Origin of the sequence: Streptomyces venetus, from assembly GCF_039540295.1 — a bacterium.
Taxonomy (GTDB): domain Bacteria; phylum Actinomycetota; class Actinomycetes; order Streptomycetales; family Streptomycetaceae; genus Streptomyces; species Streptomyces venetus.
Window position 1 is genome coordinate 276,022 of sequence record NZ_BAABET010000006.1, and the last position, 21,209, is coordinate 297,230.

Here is a 21,209-nt window from a genome sequence, read left to right on the forward strand (position 1 = left end):
CCTGTCAATCGTGCTCGTCGTAGCGGACGCGGTGGCACAGCGCGGGGATCTCGCCGGAGGCCAGCTTCGGCAGCACGTCGGGCAGGTCCTCGAAGGCGGACTCGCCGGTGACGAGGGTGTCGAGCGCCGGGTCGGCGAGCAGGTCGAGAGCGACGGCGAGCCGGTCGGCGTAGGTGCGGTGCGGTCGGGCCGGGGAGACGGTGCCGACCTGGCTGGAGCGGATGACGAGCCGCCGTGAGTGGAAGGCCTCGCCGAGGGGCACACTGACCTGCCGGTCGCCGTACCAGCTCAGTTCGAGCACGGTCCCTTCGGCGGTGAGCAGTTCCAGGGACCTGGCGAGTCCCTGCTCGGTGGCACTGGCGTGGACGACCAGGTCGCAGTCGCCCCGGGCGTCGTCGGGGGTGGCGAAGCCGACGCCCAGGGCCTCGGCGACCAAGGCACGGGAGGGGTCGGCATCGACCAGCTGGACGCGGACACCGGGGAACCGGGCGAGCAGCGCGGCCACCGAGCAGCCGACCATGCCGCCGCCGACCACGGCGATCCGGTCGCCGACCAGGGGCGCGGCGTCCCACAGGGCGTTGACGGCGGTCTCCACGGTCCCGGCGAGCACGGCCCGTTCGGCGGGCACGGCGTCGGGGACGGGCGTGACGGCGCTCGCCGGGACGACGTAGCGGGTCTGGTGCGGGTAGAGGCAGAAGACGGTACGGCCGGCGAGCGCCTCGGGCCCCTCCTCCACCACACCGACGTTGAGGTAGCCGTACTTCACCGGGCCCGGGAAGTCGCCCTCCTGGAACGGCGCCCGCATGGCCGTGTGCTGACTGACGGGTACGCCCCCGCGGAAGACGAGCGTCTCCGTGCCGCGGCTCACTCCGGAGTAGAGCGACCGGACCAGCACCTCGCCCTCGCCGGGTTCCGGCAGGACGACGTCCCGGATCCCGCCTCGACCGGGCGAGTCGACCCAGAACGACCGGGCGGTGTGCTTCATCGAAGTCCTCCTGAACGATCGGGAAGCTGCTTGCGTACCGAGGGGTGCACAGGCCGCGCACAAGGTAGCGGCGTTGATCGACTCTGTCACACGGCCGGAGGGTGTTCGGTGGCCCTGAACAACACTTACGACGCGAGGCTCGTACAGCAGGAGACCGCCCTGGGGGCGGGCGTGCAGGTCCTGCTGCTGGCCCTGATCGGCACGGCGATCGGGATGGGCCCGGCGGGCTGGCTGAGCGGTCTCGCGTTCGCGTTCGCCACCTGGGCGGTGCTCTCCCGGGCCCTGCACCGCTCCCGGCTGCGCAGCTTCGGCGCGGCGAACCGGGTCACTCTCGGCCGGGCCACGCTCGTCGGCGGGGTCACCGCGCTGGTCGCGGACTCCTTCCAGAGTTCACCGCCGGTGTCGCTGTTCGTCGGCCTGACGGCGGTGGCCCTGATCCTCGACGGTGTCGACGGCAAGGTGGCCCGCCGCACCGGCACCTCGACCCCGCTGGGCGCGCGCTTCGACATGGAGGTCGACGCGTTCCTGATCCTGGTGCTCAGCGTCTACGTGTCGATGCAGCTGGGTCCGTGGGTGCTGCTGATCGGTGGTATGCGGTACGTCTTCGTCGGCGCCGCCCGGGTGTGGCCCTGGCTGACCGCGGCGCTCCCGCCGAGCACCGCCCGCAAGACGGTCGCGGCGCTCCAGGGCGTGCTCCTGCTGCTGGCGGGCGCCGATCTGCTGCCGTACGCGGTCAACTTCGGCGTGGCGGCCCTGGCTCTGGGCCTGCTGGTGTGGTCGTTCGGACGGGATGTGCTGTGGCTGTACCGGACCTCGCGGGTCGAGGAAGCGCCGTCGCCGCGGCAGGTGCGGGAGCTGGTCGCGGGCTGACGCCCGCCCGGTCAGGTGCCGAACCGCCCGCGCGCCGCCTCGATGTGACCCAGGTACTGGTGGGTCCAGCCGCAGAGCAGGTCCACCGTGGCGCGCAGCGCCCGGCCCGGCTCGGTCAGCGTGTACTCGACCTTCGGCGGCACGGTCGGGTGCACCTTCCGGTCGACCAGGCCGTTGCGCTCCAGCATCCGCAGGTTCTGGGTGAGCATCTTGTGGCTGACGCCCTCGACCTGGTCGCGCAACTCGCTGAAGCGCAGCGTGCCTTCGCCGAGGGCCTCGATGATGAGCAGCGCCCACTTGTTGGCCACGTCCGAGAAGATCTCCCGCGCCAGGGAATCCGCCCGTCTCAGGTCGGCGTCCTCGGGCAGGCCGCTCAGTTGCTGCTTGGTCACCATCTGGTTCCCCAGTCACCGAAAAGTGCGTTCTTCCAGGTCGGCGCTCACTCTCCTACGGTTTCCGAGTAACCACAAGAGAGCGCGGTTCCGCGCTCTGCGAAAGGACGGGAACCATGACCGCCATCGACGTCTACGACCACGGCATCCCGGCCGAGAGCCACTTCGGCTACGCACAGGCGATCAGGTCCGGCGACCTGATCCATGTCTCGGGGCAGCTCTCGTTCGACGACTCGGGCGCCTTCCACCCCGAGGACGACTTCGCCGCCCAGCTCAAGCGGACCCACGTCAACCTCGACAAGGTGCTGGCCCACTACGGCGTCACACGCAACCAGATCGTCTCCCAGACGCTGTACGCGGTGGACCTGGTGAAGAACGCCGGCGCGGTGGCGGAGGCCAACCGGGCGTACTTCGGCGGCCACCGCCCGGTCAGCACGGCCCTGGGTGTCACCGAACTGACCTTCCCCGGACAGCTCATGGAGATCAGCTGCGTGGTCGACACGAAGCTGCCCGCCTGACCCGCAGGTCAGCGACGCGTCCCGGCATTCACGAGGGTCCGCTCGTAGGGGTCGAGGACGACGCCCCGGACCTCGGTGGAGACACCCGCGATGATCTGCTGGTGGGCGAGCGGCACGACCGCGTCCGTGCCGAGGATGTCCGCCTCGGCGGCCATGGCGGCGTCCTGCCGCTCGCCGGTGCCGTCGGTGCCGTCGGCCTTCTCGACGGCCCGGTCGACGTTCTTGTCGCACAGCAGCGCCAGGTTGTAGCCGCCGTCGCAGGTGTAGTCGCCGACGAGGATGCCGACGGGGTCGCCGGTGTCCAGGAGGCTGTTGCGGGCGCCGATGAACGCGTCGAACTTCCCGGCCAGCGCGTCGCTCTCCAGCCGTGAGTACTCGCGCACTTCGAGCTTCACCTCGAAGCCGGCCTTCGCGAGCTGCTGTTGCACCACCTGGGCGACCTCGGGGAGTTCGGGCCGGTTGTCGTAGGTGGCGAGGGTGATCCGCGTGCCGTCGGGCCGGGCCGCGTCCACGCGTCCGGCCGGCTTCACGCGCTTGCTCTCGGCCCAGGTGACGGCAGGGCCGTAGATGCCCGCGCCCGGGTCGGCGTAGCCCTCGAAGACGCCCTTGACGAGGGTGGAGGTGTCGACCGCCTCGCGGGCGGCGGCCCTCAGCTTCGGGTCCTTGAAGGGCCCGGAACGGGTGTTGAGTTGCAGGCTGGTGGTGCGGGTGGTGCCGGCTTCCTCGAGGGTGGCCTTGTCGAGCGTGGCGGCCTGGGCGACGGGGATCGCCTCGGCGATGTCGACGTCGCCGGTGCGCACCGCGTTGGCTCGCGCGGTGCCGTCCTTGACGAAGCGCGCGTCGATGCCGGAGGCGTGGGCGCGGCCGCCCCAGTAGTCGTCGAAGCGGTCGAGAGTGGCGGAGCCGCCCCCGTTCACCTTGGTGATCTCGAAGGGGCCGGTGGCGGTGCCGACCGGGTCGGGATTGCCCTTGCCATAGGCCTTCGGGGAGAGGATCGCCAGGCTCGGGCTGGACAGGCGCATGGGCAGGACGGGGTCGGCGGCGGTGGTGGTGATGCGTATGCCACGGCCGCCGTCGGCCTTCGCGGTGAGGCGGACACCGGCGAGGGCGGCGGGCGCGGGCTTCGCCTTCGTGGCACGGGTGAGCGCGTCGGCCACTGCCGAGGGGGTGACGTCCGTGCCGTCGTGGAAGGTGGCCTCGCGCAGGGTGAACCGCCAGGCGCGGTCGCCGTCCCGGCGCCAGGACTCCGCGAGGGCGGGGGTCGCGCTTCCGTTGGCGTCCAGGGCGGTCAGCCCCTCGGTGACGCCGAGCCGGCTCAGCAGGGTGGCGTCGGCCCCGTACGGCGAGAAGCTCTCGGCGGGCGGGAAGGCGAGGGCGACGCGCAGCCGGGAGCCGGACGGCCCGCCGTCCGCCGACGACCCCCCACCCGGGGAGGCGAAGCAGCCGGTCAGGCCCGGGACGAGGGCGAGGGCGGCGAGGAACCGGTAGGGATGCTTGATGCTCATAGCACGCACTTGCACAGCATATGCATCAACGCGACGGCTTCCGGCAGGCCCCTGGATTCCCGAACGGCCCAAGGGATTTGACAGCGGCGACGATCACTCCTTAAACCTAACCACATGACATCCATTTTCAAAAAGGTGGGGCGGTCGTGAGGGTCGCGTTCGTCGGCAAGGGCGGCAGCGGCAAGACCACGTTGTCGGCGCTCTTCTCCCGTCACCTGGCGCGCTCCGGCGCCCCGGTCCTCGCCATCGACGGCGACATCAACCAGCACCTGGCGGAGGCGCTGGGCTCCACCGAGGTGTCCGCTCCTCCCTTGGGCGAGCACACGGCCTCGATCAAGGACTACCTGCGCGGCGCGAACCCGCGTATCCCCTCCCCCGAGGCGATGATCAAGACGACCCCGCCGGGACGGGGCTCACGCCTGCTCCGCCCGCTCGGCGACGACGAGCTGCACGCCCGGCACGTCGGCCGCGCGGGTGGTGTGCCGCTCATGGTCACGGGTGAGTTCGACGAGTCCGACCTGGGCGTGGCCTGCTACCACTCCAAGCTCGGCGCGGTCGAGCTGTACCTCGGGCACCTGGTGGACGGCCCTGGCGAGTACGTCGTGGTCGACATGACGGCGGGCGCGGACGCCTTCGCCTCGGGCCTGTTCACCCGCTTCGACCTCACCTTCCTGGTGGCGGAACCCACCCGCAAGGGCGTCTCGGTCTACCGCCAGTACCGCGACCACGCGGAGCGGTTCGGAATCCGCATCGCGGTCATCGGCAACAAGGTGACCTGCGAGGACGACCTGCTCTTCCTCAAGGAACAGGTCGGCGACGACCTGCTGACCCACCTGGTGCACTCCCCCTGGGTCCGCGCGGCGGAGCAGGGCCGCACCGAGTCCGGCCCTGACACCTTGGCGTCATTGGAACCGCACAACCGGCACGCCCTCACCGTCATCCACGAGGCCGTGGACTCCCGCCCCCGCGACTGGGCCCGCCTCCACCGCCACGCGGTCGAGTTCCACCTGCGCAACGCCCGGGCGTGGGCGGACGCGCGCACAGGGGAGGATCTGGCGGCGCAGGTGGATCCGGACTTCGTCCCGGGGCCGGCCGCCCTCCTGCCCTGAGGCGCACCACACCGCCGACGGAGTCAGGGACTGCTGATCCACCCCACCGGCTACTCGATCCCGGTGGCATCGAGTAGCCGGACCACGTCCTTGCGCCGATACCCGAGCAGCCGGGCGCGGTCAGCGGCCATCAGCACCAGGTGCGCGACGATCTCCGCCGCGTATCCGTTCTTGTTGTCCGCGTCGAACCACTCCTGGGGCTTCTCGACGCCCAGGCTGTTCATCACCAGCCCGTGTTCTCGACGGACCTCCGCGACGGTACCCGCGACCGCGTCCATGAGTGTCTTCCCCGGCCGTTCGCACTCCAGGGCGAAGCACCCCCAGTCGACCGCAACGCACCCCTCCGGCGGACGCGCCCTCAGCCCCGCATACCTCTCGTCCCCGAACCCGGAGGCCCTGAACTCGTCGTGTACCAACGAGAACCGATGGAACCCGGGCGGAACCGGAGGCGGTGGAGGCGTGTACTCCCACCCGGCGTCCTCGTACAACTGCCGCTTCACCTCTTCTTCTTCGGCATGCGTCACGGTGAAGCCGTTGGCCTCGTTGCGCCCGGTCGTGGTGCCGTCGGGGTTGCGGTGGAAGTGCAGGCCCATGGTGTGCTCCCGCTGTTGTCGAGATGGTGATGGACGAGAAGCCCCCGTCACCAGCTCGAACGGCCCGCGATCCCAGCCCGTGCCCGCTTCTCCGCAGCCTCACCCGATCGCGTGAAAACAGGTGGCGTGGGAACTGGCCGACCGAGCGGGATCGGTGCTTGTTACGCTCCCCCGGTGAGCATTCCGGGCCCCGCAGAGATCCGAGCACTGCACGAGAAGCACGCGCCCACCACCGAGGCGTTCACGCTCGTCCACACGCACTGCGAGATCGTCTGGGGAGTCGCCGAGCAGCTCCTCTCCGCACCCCACCTCGCCCACCTCGACGCCGAACTCGTCCGCGCCGGCTGCCTCCTGCACGACATCGGCGTCTACCGCCTCTACGGAGACGACGGACGGCTGGACCACGAGAACTACATCCGGCACGGACTGCTCGGCCACGAGATCCTCGAAGCGGAGGGCTTCCCCGAAGCCCTCCGCCGCTTCTGCTCCCATCACACCGGGGTGGGACTCACGCGGCAGGACATCTTGAACCAGGGACTGCCCATCCCTCCCGCCGACTACGTGGCGGTGACGCCGGAGGAGAGGCTGGTGATGTACGCGGACAAGTTCCACACCAAGTCCCGGCCGTCGGCGTACCTCTCCCCCGACCAATACGCCGCCCACGTCCGCCGCTTCGGTGAGGACAAGGTGACCGCCTTCCAAGCCCTCCGCGCGGAGTTCGGCGACCCCGATCTCACCCGGCCGGTACCGTCCGGCGGCAGCATCCCGCGGGCGGCCGGTACATGACCAGACCCCTGAGGCGCCGGCCCCTCCTCTTCCGGAGGGGCCGGCGCCTTACTACCGCACCGGTGTCACGACCGGCCCGCACTACCGCACCGGTGTCACGACCGGCGCCGGCGCATAGCCGGTGGGCCGGGCCGTGAAGGTGCCGCGGCCCTGGGTGCGGCTGCGCAACCGGGTCGCGTAGCCGAACAGTTCGGCCAGCGGCACGGTGGCGGTGACGACCACGGCACCCGCCCGGGTGTCCGAGCCGGTGACCCGGCCGCGCCGGGCGGCGAGGTCGCCGAGCACTCCGCCCACCGCGTCCTCGGGCACGGTGACCGTGACCTCGACGACCGGCTCCAGCAGGACCATCGCGCAGGCGCGCAGGGCCTCCCGGAGACCGAACCGGCCCGCCGTGCGGAACGCCGTGTCCGAGGAGTCCTTCACATGCGTCGAACCGTCGGTGAGCGTGACCCGCAGGCCGGTCACCGGGTGCCCGCCGAGCGGCCCCTCGGTGAGGGCGTCACGGCAGCCGGCCTCGACCGCCCGGACGTACTCCTGCGGCACACGTCCGCCGACGACGGCCGAGCGGAACTCGAATCCGCCCTCCGCGAGCGGCTCCACGTCGAGCACGACATGGGCGAACTGCCCCGCCCCGCCGTCCTGTTTGACGTGCCGGTACACCAGTCCGGACACGCCCCTGCCGACGGTCTCGCGGTAACTGACCCGGGGGCGGCCGACGTTGACCTCCAGCCCCAGCTCGCGCCGGAGTTTCTCCACCGCCACCTCCAGATGCAGCTCCCCCATGCCCGACAGCACGGTCTGCCCGGTCTCCGGATCGGTCCGCACGACCAGCGAGGGATCCTCCTCGGTGAGCCGCGCCAGCCCCGACGCCAGACGGTCGGTGTCCCCGGCCCCGCGGGACTCGACCGCGACCGACACCACCGGCTCGGGCACACCCGGAGGCTCCAGCACGAGCGGGGCGTCCGGCGCGCACAGGGTCGAACCGGCGCGGGCCGACTTGAGCCCCACGACGGCGACGATGTCCCCGGCGACGGCCCGGTCCAGCGGTGCGTGCCGGTCGGCCTGGACGCGCAGGATCCGTCCGATCCGCTCGGTGCGTCCCGCGCTCGCGTCCCACAGGGTGTCTCCCTTCTCGATGGTCCCGGAGTAGATCCGCAAGTAGGTCAGCCGTCCGGTCGGGGTGGCGTGCACCTTGAACGCGAGGGCGGCCGGTGGAGCCGCCGGGTCCGCGGGCCGCTCCTGCTCTTCACCGTCGTGGGCACCCCGGACCGGCGGCACGTCCAGTGGCGACGGCAGATAGGCGACGACCGCGTCGAGCAGCGGCTCGACACCGCGGTTGCGGTAGGCGGAGCCGCACAGCACGACCACGCCGGCACCGTCCCGGGTCAGGTCCCGCAGTGCCGAGGAGAGGCTCCGCCCGGAGAGCGTGCCGGTGTCGCAGAACTCCTCCAGGGCGCCGGGATGGAGTTCCGCCACGGCCTCCTCCAACGCCCGGCGGCGGGCGAGGGCTTCGTCCCGCAGGCCGTCCGGCACCGGCGTGTCCTCGAAGGCGTCGCCGTCGGACCACACCAGGGCGCGCATGCGGACGAGGTCGACGACACCGGCGAAGGTGTCCTCCGAGCCGATCGGCAGCTGCACGACCAGGGGGGCCGGATGCAGTCGCTCCCGGATCGACGCGACGGCCGCGTCGAGGTCGGCACCGGCGCGGTCCATCTTGTTGACGAACGCGATCCTCGGAACGCCGTGCCGGTCGGCCTGCCGCCACACCGACTCGCTCTGCGGTTCGACCCCGGCCACCGCGTCGAACACGGCCACGGCCCCGTCGAGGACCCGCAGCGCACGTTCGACCTCGTCGGCGAAGTCGACGTGCCCCGGGGTGTCGATCAGGTTGATCCGGTGCCCCTCCCAGGCGCAGCTCACCGCCGCGGCGAAGATGGTGATGCCCCGGTCCCGTTCCTGCGGGTCGAAGTCGGTGACGGTCGTGCCGTCATGGACCTCGCCGCGTTTGTGCGTGGTCCCGGTGGCGAACAGGATCCGTTCGGTGACGGTGGTCTTGCCGGCGTCGACGTGGGCGAGGATGCCGAGGTTGCGGACGGCGGCGAGCGGGTTGTGGTTGATGCGCACGGCCCATGGCCTTTCGAGGCGATCGGGAAAGGGGCAGCGCGATTCCGGGCGAGAAAGGGCAGGGCAGCACAGGACCCTGACGTCAGGTCAGGGTCCTGTGGTGGTCCTGTGGTGTCAGACGTTCGTCCCGGTCATCCGGCGCCGGCCGCGCAGCGGGCACCGGAGCGACGAGGACACGAGGATCACCTCGTAGCGCGGCAGGGAGACCGCGGCAGCGGTGTGGTCACGCATGGCCGTCTCCCTTCGTTCGTCATATGGGTGCGCGCCCGCTCACGTCGTGGGCGGCGCTGGATACTCGATGAGTTTAGGGAGACGAGGCGGAACCGGGCCAGGGATTATTCCGGCGGGGTCGGGGTGTCGTGGGTGCGGTACATCGCCTGGACGTCCAGCTCCAGTTGGACCGTCGGGCCGACCACGGCGATGCCCCGGGCCAGCATGGAACGCCAGTTGAGGGTGAAGTCCTCGCGGTGCAGTTCCGCCGTCGCGAGGGCCGCGCAGCGCAGTTCCTGCCCGTAGCCGCCGTTCACGGAGCCGAGGTACGTCGTGTCCAGTGCGACCGAGCGGCTGACACCGTGCATGGTGAGCGAGCCCTGGAGCGACCACTTGCTGCCGCCCCGGTAGGCGAAGCGGGTGCTGGTGAAGTCGATGCAGGGGAAGCGTTCGACGTCCAGGAAGTCACCGGAGCGCAGATGGTTGTCGCGGGTGGTGTTGCCGGTGGTGATGCTGGAGGCGTCGATGCGGACGCGCACCCGGGACTCGGACATGTCCTGGGCGATCTGGATCCCGCCCTCGAAGCGTTCGAAACGGCCGTGGACATGGGCCATGCCGACGTGCTTGGCGATGAACCGGATCGCGGTGTGCGGCGGGTCGAAGAGCCAGGTTCCGGGCGTCGGCAGCTGGAGGGCCTCCGCCGGTCGCAGCCAGACCCGTTCGGTGGGCGTCGGCGCGCCCATCGGGATCTCGATGGTCTCGCGGTGCGGATGGAGGCCCTCCGCCGCGATCATCAGGCTGTACCGGCCGGGCGGCAGCGCCGCGAGGAAGTAGCCGTACGGGTCGGTCGTCCCGCGGGCGGCCACCCGGTGGGTGTCGAGCGCGGTGACGGTGACGTCCGCGGCGGGAAGGGGCGTGCCCATGGGGTCGACGACCTCGCGGGTCACGGCGCCGGCGCCGGACGGGAGGGGGAGGGCGAGGCCCGCCGCCGCGGCGGAGGGGCCCTTGAGCCACCGGCGCCGGAGGAGTGCGAGGGCCATGTGGTTCACCTTTCTTCGGGTGGCACGGCCGCGCGGCGGTCCGCCGACGGCCGCACCCTGTTGCGGTCACACCCCCCTTGTTGATCTTGCTGCACGGGACGCGGGCACGGGTGTCTCAATACGAGACAGTCAAGAGGGTTTACGGCCTGAAGGCGTCGGCGTGTTCGGCGGCCCACTGGGCGAAGGTCCGGGCCGGGCGGCCGGTGACCTTCTCGACGGTGCCCGAGACCGTGCGGCCCACCTCGGGGGTGTTCCCGTACGCCTCCAGCAGGAAGCCGATCACGTCCTCCGGCAGGTACGCCGCCCGCCACCGCGCGAGGGCCTGCTCCTCGGTCAGCTCGACCAGGGTGATCTCCCGGCCGACGGCGGCGGCGAGGGTCGTCACCTTGTCGCCCACGGTGAGCACTTCGGGGCCGGTGATCACGTACTCCTGCTGTCCGTGCCCCGCCTCCGTGAGCGCGACCGCGGCGACGGCGCCGATGTCGCCCTCGTGGACCATCGCGCTCAGCCTCGTGACGAACGGCTCCCGCACCTCGCCCGAGGCGACGATGCCGTCCACCCACTCCAGGGCGTTGGCCATGAACTCGACCGGCATGAGCACGGTCCAGTCGATGCCGCCGTCGGCACGCACCGCGTCCTCCAGCGGGGTGGGCCCGCCGCCGTGCAGCACGGTGATCCGGCGGACACCGGCCGAGCGGGCCGTCTCCAGGATCCGCGGGCCGGTCTCCAGCGGGGTGTAGGCGGCCCCGCCGAAGGTGATCAGATGGAGGCCGGTGACGCCCTCCAGGGCCGGTGCCAGGGTGCCGGGTGCGGTCAGATCGCCCTCGGCGACCTCGACTCCGGCCGGGAGTACGGCCTTCGCGGCATCCCGTGTGAGGGCGCGGACCTCGTGGCCCCGGGCGAGCAGTTCGGCGACGACGTGGCGGCCGACGGTTCCGGTGGCACCGGTGACGAGGATCTTCTGTTTCCGTGTCATGCCTCGACCGTAGGAAGGCTTGCGGTCAGCCGGTGTCCGCGAACCGGGGCCCGGTGCTCTCCGGCGGGCCTCCCCCGTACGCCGCGAGCAGTACGGCCCGGGCTCCTTCCGCCGTCACCGGGCGTGGGTTGGCGTACGGCTCGCCCGCGACGCGGTCCGCCGCCGGTGTCACGTCGCTCTCCTTCAGGCCGAGTTCGGCGAGCGAGCGGGGCGCGCCGAGGCGTCCGGACAGTTCCCACAGGGCGCCCGGCACGTCGTCCGTGTCGAGCGCCCGGCGCAGCACGGCCAGCGCGTGGGGGACGGCGGGAGCGTTGTGGGCGAGCGCGTACGGCAGTACCACGGTGTGCGTCTCGGCGTGCGGCAGTCCGAAGGTGCCGCCCAGCACGTGGCACAGCTTGTGGTGCAGTCCCATCGTGGTCGCGCCGAGACAGGTGCCGCACAGCCAGGCCGCGTACAGCGCCCGGCTGCGCGCGTCCAGGTCCTTCGGGTCGGCGGCCAGTCGCGGCAGCGCCTCGGCCATCGCCCGTACGCCCTGCTCGGCCATGACCGAGACCAGCGGCGAGGCGTCCGGGGCGTACAGCGCCTCGACGGCGTGCGCGAGGGCGTTGACACCGCTGGTCACGGTCAGCGGTACGGGCAGGGAGAGGGTGAGCCGGGGGTCGTAGACGACACTGCGGGGCTGCACGACCGGGTCGCGGCCGGTGCGTTTGGCACCGTGCTCGGTCAGGCCCCAGACCGGGGTCATCTCGGAACCCGAGTAGGTGGACGGCACGGCGATCAGCGGCAGCCCGGTGCGCAGGGCGATCGCCTTGCCGAGCCCGATCGCGGAGCCGCCGCCGACCGCGACGCACCCGTCCGCCCCGGCGGCCCGTACCACGGCGACGGCCCGGCCGGCGTCCTCGACGGGTACGTGCATGCGCGCCTCGGCGTGCAGTCCGGCGCAGGATTCGCCGAGGGCGTCCGCGACCGCCCGGGCGACGCGCTCGCCTCGGCGTCCGCACACCACGAGCAGCCGCCGCCGACCGAGGCGTGCGGCCTCGCCGGGCGTCGCGGTGACGGCCGCGCCGGGCCGGAACACGACGCGTACGGGCCGCGTCTCGTAGGAGAAATCGCCCTGGAAGAAGTCGCCCTGGGAGATGTCACCCTGGGAGGTCATGACGCCCGCTCCAGGACGAGGTCGAACCGGGCCTGCCGGAAGGGGTTCCGTACGCCGAACCCCCGTGCCAGCAAGGCGTCGTCGGTCGTCGCGAAGTCCTGGACGAGGCTCCGCCGCACGGCGAACACCGCGTCGGAGTCGAGGTAGTCGCCCCCGGCCACGAAGATGTGCGTGGTGACGGGCGTGTGGCCCTCGGCCGCGGCGATGAAGTGGATGTGCGCGGGACGGTAGGGGTGCCGCCCGGTCGCGCGCAGCAGGTCGCCGACCGGGCCGTCGGTGGGGATCGGGTACGGGGCCGGGACGCAGGTGCGGAACCAGAAGCGGCCCTCGGTGTCCGCGGTGAACAGTCCGCGTCCGTTGCCGGCGGGCTGGATGCCCGGCTGCTGGACGTCGTAGTAGCCCTTGCCGTCCGCCTGCCAGACGTCGACGGTGGCGCCCGGCAGCGGTGTGCCGTCCTCGGACAGGACCCGGCCGCTGACGACGCACGGCTCGCCGCCGCCGACCAGGTCGATGTCGTCGCCGAGGGCGCGGGCCGGGGACTCGGTCATGTGGAAGGGGCCCAGCACGGTCGACTCGGTCGCTCCGGGCGCGTGGTGGCCGTTGAGGGTCTCCAGCAGCATGGACAGGCCGAGTACGTCCGACAGCAGGATGAACTCCTGCCGGGTGTCGGTGCATGCCTGCCCGGTGGCCGTGAGGAAGGCGATCGCGCGCTCCCACTCCTCCTGGGTGAGCCGGGTCTCGCGCGCGAAGTCGTGCAGATGGCGGACGAGGCCGGTGAGCAGTTCGCGCAGCCGCGGGTCGGATGTCGTGGCGAGGCCGGCGACGGCCTGCTCGGTGACGCCGGTTCCGGTCGCGTCGGTGGTCATCCGGGCTCCTCGTCGTCGATGTCCGCGCCGTGCTTGTCCTCTTCCATGATGGCGCGCTCAGACGTGTCCGAGGATGCGCCGGAGCGCGTCGGCGAGCAGTTCTCCGGCATCCGGGGCGGTGGAGGCGTGCCGGAAGGCGACGAAGCCGTCGGGGCGTACGAGCAGGGCGCCCGCCTCGGAGATCTCGCTCAGCCGCGCCCAGTCCCCGTACGGGTCCTCGTACTCCTGTCCCGGACCGATCACGACGGTGGCGATCTCCAGCTCCTGGGACTCCGCGGCCCGCACCCAGCCCTCTCCCCCGATGCCGGTCAGCAGGGTGAAACGGCCCCGGCCGACGGTGTCGAGGGTGGAGAGCGTGCGGGTGCCGGAGGTGATCCAGGCGTGCGGGAGGCGGGCGCCGGGGCGGGAGGACGGCTGGTGGTGCAGCTCGGGGTCGCGGGCGAAGCCGGGGTCGGGCGTGCCGTCCGGGACGATCGCGGCAGAGCTCTCGGCGGGATAGCGCTGGTTGAGGTCGACGCCGTGGGCGTTGAACTCGTACACCTTGAAGGCGATCGCCTCGCGCAGCGCGGCGCGCTGCTTCTCCGCGGCCTCGCCGGTGTCCTTCCGGGCGGCGATGTTGGCCCACAGCTGCTCGGGAGTCTGCGGGGAGAGCCCGTCGAGCGCCTCGAAGACGGGGGCGGTCTCGCGGATGGACTGGTTGGCGCGGGTGACGATCTGCCGGCCGATGGGCGCGCGTTCGGCGGAGTAGCTGTCGAGCAGCCGGGGGTGTGCCGTGCCGTCGAGGACGAGCCGGAGCTTCCAGGCCAGGTTGTAGGCGTCCTGGATCGAGGTGTTGGAGCCGAGGCCGTTGGACGGCGGGTGGCGGTGCACGGCGTCGCCGGCGCAGAAGACACGGCCGTCGGAGTACCTCTCGGCGTACATCTCGTTGACGGTCCACGCCGAGGACGACTTCACGGTCACCGGGATCCGGTCGTCCCCGATGAGCCCCCGGACGATTCCCTCGGCGTACTCGGTGGTGAGGTCGGGGGCGCCCGCGGTGACGTCGTAGCCCCACACGATCAGCCACTCGGTCCAGGGGCGGACACAGCGCACCAGGCCCGCGCCGATGCCGCCGACGGTCGCGCCGGGGGCGAGGACCCAGTACAGGGTGGAGGGGCGATGGGCGGTGTACCGGGTGAGGTCCGCCTCGAAGACGATGTTGATGCTGCCGGCCACGCCCATCTGGCCGCCCATCGGCAGCCCGGCGTCCGCGGCGACCTTGGAACGCCCGCCGTCGGCGCCGATCAGGTACTTGGCGCGGATCTCGTACGTGTCCCCGCGCAGCCGGTCCCGGACGGTGGCCGTGACGCCGTCGGCGTCCTGGCTGTGCGACAGGTACTCGGTCTCGAAGCGCAGCCGGGTGCCGCGGGCCACGGCCGCGTTCACGAGGACCGGCTCCATGAGGTGCTGCGGCATGTCGCACATGCGGGTGGGGCTGGCGAGTTCGTGCGCGGCCTGCACCAGCGGGTCGTTGCCCCAGGAGCGCACCCGGCCCAGCTCCTCGCCCGCCAGGCTGGTGCAGAACGTCGTGTTGCCCATCAGGTGCTGCGGGGTGGCCTGCGCGACGACGTCCTGTTCCACGCCGAGGTCTCGCAGCACCTCCATGGTGCGCTGGTTGGTGATGTGCGCGCGGGGCGTGTCGGCGAGGCTCGCGTAGCGGGTCACCACGATGTTGGGCACGCCGTAGGTGCTCAGGGCGAGCGCGGCCGAGGCACCGGCGGGGCCGCTGCCGACGATCAGGACGTCGGTCTCGACGACGGTGGACACGGGGCGCTCCTGCGGGGGGGGAAGTCGGGGCGGACATCGAGCGTTCATGATCATGTGACGGTAGGGCACACCGCGGGTGTCTCATTACGAGACACCTTCCACGGAAGCCGGCGTTCCGCATCCGGGGACAGTAGTCGTTGGCCGTTCAACCGGACCCGCTACGGTGTGCATGCCGTGACCACGACAGAGCCCTCCCCCGCTGCCACCGCCCGGCCCTCGCTGCGTCTCGCGCGCGAGCGGTTCCTGGCCGGGTGTCCGCTGCCCGGCGGCGTCCCGGAGGAGGTCGTCGCGGCGTGGCGGCGGGCGCGGTTCTTCGGCGTGCCGCACGACTTGAAGGAACCGGCCGCCGCTCCTGTCCGGCCGCCGGAGTCGGCGCTGCTCGGTGCCGCCCGGCCGGTGCTCGACAGGATCGTCCCCGCCCTGGGCGCGGGGCGGTCGCTGCTCCTCCTGACCGACGAGCGGCTGCGCGTGCTGTGGACGGCGGGGAGCATGCCCGGGCTCGACGCGTGCTCCGTCCTGTCGGAGCAGGAGGTCGGCCACAACAGCGCGGCCCTCGCCCTGCGCACCCGGCGGCGGGCCGAGGTGCACGGGCCCGAGCACTTTCTCGACCTGTGGCAGGAGGTGTCCGCCGTGAGTGTCCCGGTGCTCGGGCCGGAGAGCGGACAGGTGCTCGGCACGGTGACCGTCGCGTCGCGGTTGTGCGCGGAGCCTGAGCCGCACCCGCAGGCGGCCCTCGCGGAGGCCGCCGCCGCGGCGGTCGAGACGGAGTTGCGGGCGCGGGCGGGGCGGGCGGAACGGGTCCTGCTGGACGCGTATCTGCGCGCGTCCGGGCCTACCGGGCGGGAGGGGGACGGCGCCGCGGGTGGTCCCGACCGGGCGGTGATCGCCCTGGACGGCCGCAACCGCCTGATCAGCGAAGGGGCGCGGCGGATGCTGACGCCCGAGGTGCTGGAGGAGCTGGAACGCACGGCGGTGAGCGCGCGGCACGCGGATGTACGGGGCGAGACCGAGCTGCCCGACGGCGCGGGGTGCGTCGCGCGGATCACTCCCGTACGCCTGGAGGACGGCACGGTCACCGGGGTCGTCGCCGCCCTGGAGCCGGTCGGTGAGCCCGTGCCGCCGCTGCCGGTGGCGCCGCGCCCGGCGACCGCCCTCACCGGCTCCTCGGTCCCGTGGCGGCACGCCGTCGCGCGTGCGGTCGAGCTGGTGCGGTCCCCGGAGCCGGTTCTGCTGACAGGTGAGCGGGGCACGGGCAAGTCCGCGCTGGCCCGGGAACTGCTCGGCGCGGCGGCGGTCAGGACCGTCGACGCCGCGCAGGACGCCGGGCTCGACCGAGCCCTGGCCGCGTGGCCGGCCGATCGCCCGCTCCTGCTCCGGCACGCCGAGCGTCTCGCGCAGCCCGGCGTGGCCGCGCTCAACTCCCTGCTCGACAGCCGCCCGGACGCCCGGCTGCTGGTCACCTACACGCCCGGCGCCCCGGTCGGCCCCTGTCTCCAGCGGCTGCTGGACATGCTGTCCGCCCGCTCGGTGACCCTGCCCCCACTGCGGGAACGCACCGGGGACATACGGGAGCTGCTCCCGGCCCTGGCGCCTCGCCCGGAGCCCGGGCTGCCGCCGCTGACCTGGACCCTGGACGCCCTGCGCGCGCTCGAGCGCTACTCCTGGCCCGGCAACGTCACCGAGCTGGCACATGTCGTCCGGGCCCTGGCGGAGCACCGGCGGGCATCGGGGCCGGTCCGCCGGGCGGAGCTGCCGGACGCTCTGCGGGACGGCCCGGCCGCACGGCCCCTCAGCCCGATGGAGCGCGCCGAACGCACCGCGATCCTGGAGGCCCTGCGCCGCCACGGCGGCAACAAGGCGCGCGCGGCGGCGGCACTCGGGATCGGCCGGGCGACGCTGTACCGCAAGCTGCGGGGATACCGGGAGTGAGAACCCGCCTCGGCGAGCAGGTACGCAAAACAGCTCGGGCGGGCCGGGATGCTTCCCGACCCGCCCGAGCTGGTCTGTGTCCGAGGGGGGACTTGAACCCCCACGCCCGATAAAGGGCACTAGCACCTCAAGCTAGCGCGTCTGCCATTCCGCCACCCGGACCAGGTGTCTGCCGCCTTGCCAGGGCTGCTCCCCGCGGCGACATGGACAACCATACCAAGGTTTCGGAGTGCCTTTCACCTGCGTTTCCTTCCACCTGGCGGCGATCCGGGACCATGCGTGCCGATCCACCTGGGGTCACACCATGAGTGACTGGATGGTTACGCGAAGCTCCTCACCGGGTCGTCGCCCGCGTGCGCTGTCACCGCTCAGGGAGCATCTGCGGGACACGTTCTGGTTCGCCCCGACCGCGGCGATGCTGAGCGTCTTCGTGGTCTGGGTCGGGGCGCAGGCGCTCGACACGGTCATCGTCGACTCGCTCAAGGAGGACGGGGACTACGAGACGCTCGACGAGCTGCTGCGGTTCGCGCAGGACGCGGGCCCGCCACCCTTCACGGCGCGAGCCCGCCACCCCTCCCGGCACTTGCCTTCCCCGCTCAGGGGACGAGCCCGGCACCCTTCACGGCGCGAGCCCGCCCCGCTCACGGCAGGAGCTGGTACTCCGGGAAGTTCCCCGGCAGCCGCTCCCCCGCCGGTCCCCGCGTCACCGCGCGCACCAGCAGCTCACCGCCGACGAACGCGCCGCGCCAGGACGCCCCGAGTCCACCGAACAGCTCGTCGCGGCCGCCGCGGGAACGCGGTCGGCCGTTGCCGACCTTGAACGCGCGGATCTGCGGGGCGAGCCGCGCGTAGGTCGCCCGGTCGTCCGTGGACAGCGTGGCCACCAACGCGCCGTTCGAGGCGTTCATCGCGGCCAGCAGCGCCGCCTCCGTGTCCACCAGGACGATCGTGTCGACCGGGCCGAACGGCTCCGCGTGGTGCAGCGGGGAGGACGAGGGCGGATTCAGGAGCGTGACCGGCTGGACGTAGGCGGAGGTGTCCTGGCCGGGCAGGAAGCGCGCGTCGGACGGATCGCCGCGGTGGAGCGGTACGGCGCCGCGCTCGACCGCCTCGGCGACCTGGTCCTGGAGTTCCTTCGCCTTGGCGGCGTTGATCACCGGCCCGAAGTCCAGCTCGGGGTACGGCTCGTCGGGTTTCGCCACGGCGAGCGGGTGACCGACCCTCAGCGTGCGTACCGCCGGGAGGTACGCCGCCAGGAACGCGTCGAACAGCTGCCGTTGGACGACGAAGCGCGGGTACGCCGTGCAGCGCTGCTTGCCGTAGTCGAAGAGCTTCGGGATCACCGCGGTGAGCGCGTCCCAGTCCGAATAGTTCCAGATGCCCCAGGTGTTGAGTCCCTCCTGTTCGAGTACATGCCGCTTGCCGAGGTCGGCGACGGCCGTGGCCACCGCGGCGCCGGTGTCGCGGCCGCCGACGAAGGAGACGCAGCCGATCTCGGGCGCCCGCACCAGCGCCTCGGACAGCTCGCCCCCGCTGCCGCTGACGAGGGTCACGGGAATCCCCTCGCGGGCGGCGAGCGCACAGGCCAGGGTCAGGCAGGCGACACCGCCGTCGGTCGGGGTCTTGGCGATGACCGCGTTGCCGGCCAGTGCCTGCACCAGCACTGCGTGAACGAGCACGCTCATCGGGTAGTTCCAGCTGGCGATGTTGGACACCGGGCCGTCCAGCGGAGCCCGGTCGGCGAGCATCGGCTCGATGCCGTCGACGTACCAGCGGACCCCGTCGACGGCCCGGTCGACGTCCGCCTGGGCGAGCCGCCAGGGCTTGCCGATCTCCCAGACGAGCAGGAGCGCGAGCAGCCGGCGGTGTCGGGTGAGGGCGTCGAGGGTGGCCGCGACGCGGGCCCGGCGCTCCGCCAGCGGGACGTGCCGCCAGGCGCGGTGCTGGTCGAGGGCGGCGCGCACGGCCTGGTGGGCGGTGATGCCGTCCAGGCGCGGCGGGCCGACGATCGGGCTGCCGTCGACGGGGCTGACGGCGGGCAGGACCCGGCCGTCCGTCTGCCAGGCGGCGTTCCAGAGGTTGAGGACCCGGTCGTCGCGGAAGGCCTCCGGGGCGGCGGCGAGGCAGCGCTGCCAGGTGTCGGGCCAGGACGTGCCGGATTTGAGGGTGAGGGTGGGTGCCATGGGGTTGCTCCGCTCTCGGTGCACGGTCGGGGGCGGGGGATCGGCCGTGGTGGCCCGCTATCGGCCTTCGAGTCGCGCGAGCACGAGCTGCGCCGTCTCGGTCGGTGTGCTGCCCACGCTCACCCCGGCCGCCTCCAGCGCCTCCTTCTTCGCCTGGGCCGTGCCGGAGGAGCCGGACACGATCGCGCCCGCGTGCCCCATGGTCTTGCCCTCGGGTGCGGTGAACCCGGCGACGTAGCCGACGACGGGCTTGGTGACGTGCTCGCGGACGTAGGCCGCAGCGCGTTCCTCCGCGTCGCCGCCGATCTCGCCGATGAGGACGATCAGTTCGGTTTCGGGGTCGTCCTGGAACGCGGCGAGGCAGTCGATGTGGCTGGTGCCGACGACGGGGTCGCCGCCGATGCCGACGCAGGTCGAGAAGCCGATGTCGCGCAGCTCGTACATGAGCTGGTACGTCAGCGTGCCCGACTTGGAGACCAGGCCGATCCGGCCCGGTTTGGCGATGTCGGCCGGGATGATGCCCGCGTTGGACTGGCCGGGCGTGATGAGGCCCGGGCAGTTGGGGCCCACGACGCGCGTGCCCTGCTGCTCGGCGTACGCGGTGAAGGCGACGGAGTCGTGGACGGGGATGCCCTCGGTGATGACGACGGCGAGGCCGATGCCGGCGTCGGCGGCCTCGGTGACGGCGGCTTTGGCGAAGGCGGGCGGCACGAAGACGACGGTGACGTCCGCTCCGGTCGCGCGCATCCCCTCTGCGACCGTGCCGTAGACGGGGACGGCACGGTCGTCGAAGTCGACCGTACTCCCGGCCTTGCGCGGGTTGACGCCGCCGACGACGTTCGTGCCGGCCGCGAGCATGCGCCGTGTGTGCTTCATGCCCTCGCCACCGGTCATGCCCTGGACGAGGACCTTGCTCTCCTTGGTGAGGTAGATGGCCATGGTGTTCCTCCTCCTCAGGCTGTGGTGGCGAGTTCGGCGGCACGGCGGGCGGCGCCATCCATCGTGGTGACCTGCTCGACCAGCGGATGCGCGTGCTCGTCGAGGATGGCGCGCCCCCGGGGCGCGTTGTTGCCGTCGAGGCGCACCACGAGCGGCTTGGTGAGGCGGACGGTGTCCAGGGCCTGGACGATGCCGTCGGCGACCGCGTCGCAGGCGGTGATGCCGCCGAAGACGTTGACGAAGACGGACTTCACGGCCGGGTCGGAGAGGATGACCGACAGTCCGTCCGCCATGATCCGGGCGCTCGCTCCGCCGCCGATGTCCAGGAAGTTGGCGGGGCGCGCACCGCAGCCCGCGACCACGTCGAGGGTCGACATGACGAGGCCGGCGCCGTTGCCGATGATGCCGACCTCGCCGTCGAGCTTGACGTAGTTGAGGCCCTTGGCGGCGGCCGCGGCCTCCAGCGGGTCGTCGTGCCCGGTGTCGTCCGCGCCCCAGCGTGCCTGGCGGAAACGGGCGTTGTCGTCGAGTGTCACCTTGCCGTCGAGGGCGAGGATCTGTCCCTGCCCGGTGCGGACGAGTGGATTGACCTCGACGAGGAGGGCGTCCTCGCGGACCAGGACCTCCCAGAGCCGTACGAGGACGTCGACGGTCTGGGGCGGCAGTCCGGCCGCCTCGGCGATCTCGCCCGCCTTCGCGGAGGTGACGCCCTGGGCCGGGTCGACGGGGACGCGGGCCACGGCCTCGGGGCGGTTCGCGGCGACCTCCTCGATCTCCATGCCGCCTTCGGCCGACGCGATCGCGAGGAAACGGCCGGCCGCCCGGTCGAGTACGTAGGACACGTAGAACTCCGCCTCGATGTCGACCGGTTGGGCCAGCATCACCTTGCCGACGGTGTGGCCCTTGATGTCCATGCCGAGGATCTGACGGGCGGTGACTTCGGCTGCTGCCGAGTCGGGGGCGAGCCTCACCCCGCCCGCCTTGCCCCGGCCACCGGTCTTCACCTGCGCCTTCACCACCACACGGCCACCGAGCCGGCGTGCGATCTCACGGGCCTCCTTGGGTGAGTCCGTCACCTCGGCCCGCGGCACCACGATGCCGTGTTCCTCGAAGAGTTCCCTTGCCTGGTGTTCGTACAGGTCCATTTCGGCTCCTGACTGAAAGTGCCGCACGCCCCCTGGACACCACCCACCGGATGCGGGATAACAAGCTTCATACAGTA

Annotated in this window: 18 protein-coding genes and 1 tRNA gene; 5 read left to right on the plus strand and 14 right to left on the minus strand. The window is 72.2% G+C overall.

What is annotated here, in order from left to right; translation table 11 throughout:
- Positions 1–4: 4 nt before the first annotated feature.
- Complete coding sequence (locus ABEA82_RS21355) at positions 5–985, minus strand: zinc-dependent alcohol dehydrogenase (protein WP_345663173.1); 981 nt, start codon at positions 983–985, stop codon at positions 5–7.
- A 108-nt stretch (positions 986–1,093) separates the two neighbouring features.
- Between ABEA82_RS21355 and ABEA82_RS21360 the strand changes: the two genes are divergently transcribed.
- The gene (locus ABEA82_RS21360) at positions 1,094–1,855 is read left to right on the plus strand and encodes a CDP-alcohol phosphatidyltransferase family protein (RefSeq protein WP_345663174.1); all 762 of its coding nucleotides are present in this window, start codon (positions 1,094–1,096) and stop codon (positions 1,853–1,855) included.
- Between the two features lie 11 nt (positions 1,856–1,866).
- Here the strand turns inward: ABEA82_RS21360 and ABEA82_RS21365 are convergent, their stop codons facing one another.
- Positions 1,867–2,250: a winged helix-turn-helix transcriptional regulator gene (locus ABEA82_RS21365; RefSeq protein ID WP_345663175.1), complete on the minus strand. Its 384-nt coding sequence runs from the start codon at positions 2,248–2,250 to the stop codon at positions 1,867–1,869.
- 113 nt (positions 2,251–2,363) lie between these two features.
- On the opposite strand from ABEA82_RS21365, the gene ABEA82_RS21370 reads away from it, so the two are divergent.
- Entirely contained in the window at positions 2,364–2,765 is a 402-nt protein-coding gene (locus tag ABEA82_RS21370; protein WP_345663176.1) for a RidA family protein, read from the plus strand.
- 8 nt (positions 2,766–2,773) lie between these two features.
- On the opposite strand, the gene ABEA82_RS21375 is transcribed toward ABEA82_RS21370, so the two are convergent.
- A complete protein-coding gene (locus tag ABEA82_RS21375) occupies positions 2,774–4,270 on the minus strand; it encodes an ABC transporter substrate-binding protein (protein ID WP_345663177.1) in 1,497 nt (498 codons plus the stop codon).
- Between the two features lie 146 nt (positions 4,271–4,416).
- Here ABEA82_RS21375 and ABEA82_RS21380 point away from each other — a divergent pair, with 146 nt between their 5' ends.
- Positions 4,417–5,379 (plus strand): ATP-binding protein, encoded by a 963-nt coding sequence (locus tag ABEA82_RS21380; protein WP_345663178.1) that lies wholly within the window; start codon positions 4,417–4,419, stop codon positions 5,377–5,379.
- A 50-nt stretch (positions 5,380–5,429) separates the two neighbouring features.
- Here ABEA82_RS21380 and ABEA82_RS21385 read toward each other — a convergent pair whose 3' ends face one another.
- Positions 5,430–5,972 (minus strand): hypothetical protein, encoded by a 543-nt coding sequence (locus tag ABEA82_RS21385; protein ID WP_345663179.1) that lies wholly within the window; start codon positions 5,970–5,972, stop codon positions 5,430–5,432.
- A gap of 174 nt (positions 5,973–6,146) precedes the next feature.
- Between ABEA82_RS21385 and ABEA82_RS21390 the strand changes: the two genes are divergently transcribed.
- Positions 6,147–6,758, plus strand: a complete 612-nt coding sequence (locus tag ABEA82_RS21390) for an HD domain-containing protein (RefSeq protein ID WP_345663180.1) — start codon at positions 6,147–6,149, stop codon at positions 6,756–6,758.
- 81 nt (positions 6,759–6,839) lie between these two features.
- On the opposite strand, the gene fusA is transcribed toward ABEA82_RS21390, so the two are convergent.
- The 6 genes from fusA to ABEA82_RS21420 form a co-directional block, all read right to left on the minus strand.
- On the minus strand, positions 6,840–8,882 hold the full coding sequence (gene fusA, locus ABEA82_RS21395; RefSeq protein WP_345663181.1) for an elongation factor G: 2,043 nt from the start codon (positions 8,880–8,882) through the stop codon (positions 6,840–6,842).
- A 335-nt stretch (positions 8,883–9,217) separates the two neighbouring features.
- A complete protein-coding gene (locus ABEA82_RS21400; protein WP_345663182.1) occupies positions 9,218–10,132 on the minus strand; it encodes a YceI family protein in 915 nt (304 codons plus the stop codon).
- Positions 10,133–10,271: 139 nt separating this feature from the next.
- Entirely contained in the window at positions 10,272–11,108 is an 837-nt protein-coding gene (locus ABEA82_RS21405; RefSeq protein ID WP_345663183.1) for an NmrA family NAD(P)-binding protein, read from the minus strand.
- Between the two features lie 25 nt (positions 11,109–11,133).
- On the minus strand, positions 11,134–12,264 hold the full coding sequence (locus tag ABEA82_RS21410; protein ID WP_345663184.1) for a maleylacetate reductase: 1,131 nt from the start codon (positions 12,262–12,264) through the stop codon (positions 11,134–11,136).
- The gene (locus tag ABEA82_RS21415) at positions 12,261–13,130 is read right to left on the minus strand and encodes an intradiol ring-cleavage dioxygenase (RefSeq protein ID WP_345663185.1); all 870 of its coding nucleotides are present in this window, start codon (positions 13,128–13,130) and stop codon (positions 12,261–12,263) included. Before ABEA82_RS21415 ends, ABEA82_RS21410 begins: the two co-directional genes overlap by 4 nt.
- Positions 13,131–13,187: 57 nt before the next feature.
- Positions 13,188–14,936: an FAD-dependent oxidoreductase gene (locus tag ABEA82_RS21420; RefSeq protein WP_345663186.1), complete on the minus strand. Its 1,749-nt coding sequence runs from the start codon at positions 14,934–14,936 to the stop codon at positions 13,188–13,190.
- A 174-nt stretch (positions 14,937–15,110) separates the two neighbouring features.
- Here ABEA82_RS21420 and ABEA82_RS21425 point away from each other — a divergent pair, with 174 nt between their 5' ends.
- A complete protein-coding gene (locus tag ABEA82_RS21425) occupies positions 15,111–16,865 on the plus strand; it encodes a sigma-54-dependent Fis family transcriptional regulator (RefSeq protein ID WP_345663187.1) in 1,755 nt (584 codons plus the stop codon).
- Between the two features lie 77 nt (positions 16,866–16,942).
- On the opposite strand, the gene ABEA82_RS21430 is transcribed toward ABEA82_RS21425, so the two are convergent.
- The 4 genes from ABEA82_RS21430 to sucC all read right to left on the minus strand — a co-directional run bounded on the left by ABEA82_RS21430 (position 16,943) and on the right by sucC (position 21,132).
- Positions 16,943–17,027, minus strand: a tRNA-Leu gene (locus ABEA82_RS21430).
- Between the two features lie 479 nt (positions 17,028–17,506).
- Positions 17,507–19,048, minus strand: a complete 1,542-nt coding sequence (locus tag ABEA82_RS21435) for an aldehyde dehydrogenase family protein (RefSeq protein ID WP_345663188.1) — start codon at positions 19,046–19,048, stop codon at positions 17,507–17,509.
- Positions 19,049–19,105: 57 nt separating this feature from the next.
- Complete coding sequence (gene sucD, locus ABEA82_RS21440; protein WP_345663189.1) at positions 19,106–19,987, minus strand: succinate--CoA ligase subunit alpha; 882 nt, start codon at positions 19,985–19,987, stop codon at positions 19,106–19,108.
- Between the two features lie 14 nt (positions 19,988–20,001).
- A complete protein-coding gene (gene sucC, locus ABEA82_RS21445; protein WP_345663190.1) occupies positions 20,002–21,132 on the minus strand; it encodes an ADP-forming succinate--CoA ligase subunit beta in 1,131 nt (376 codons plus the stop codon).
- Positions 21,133–21,209 lie beyond the last annotated feature (77 nt).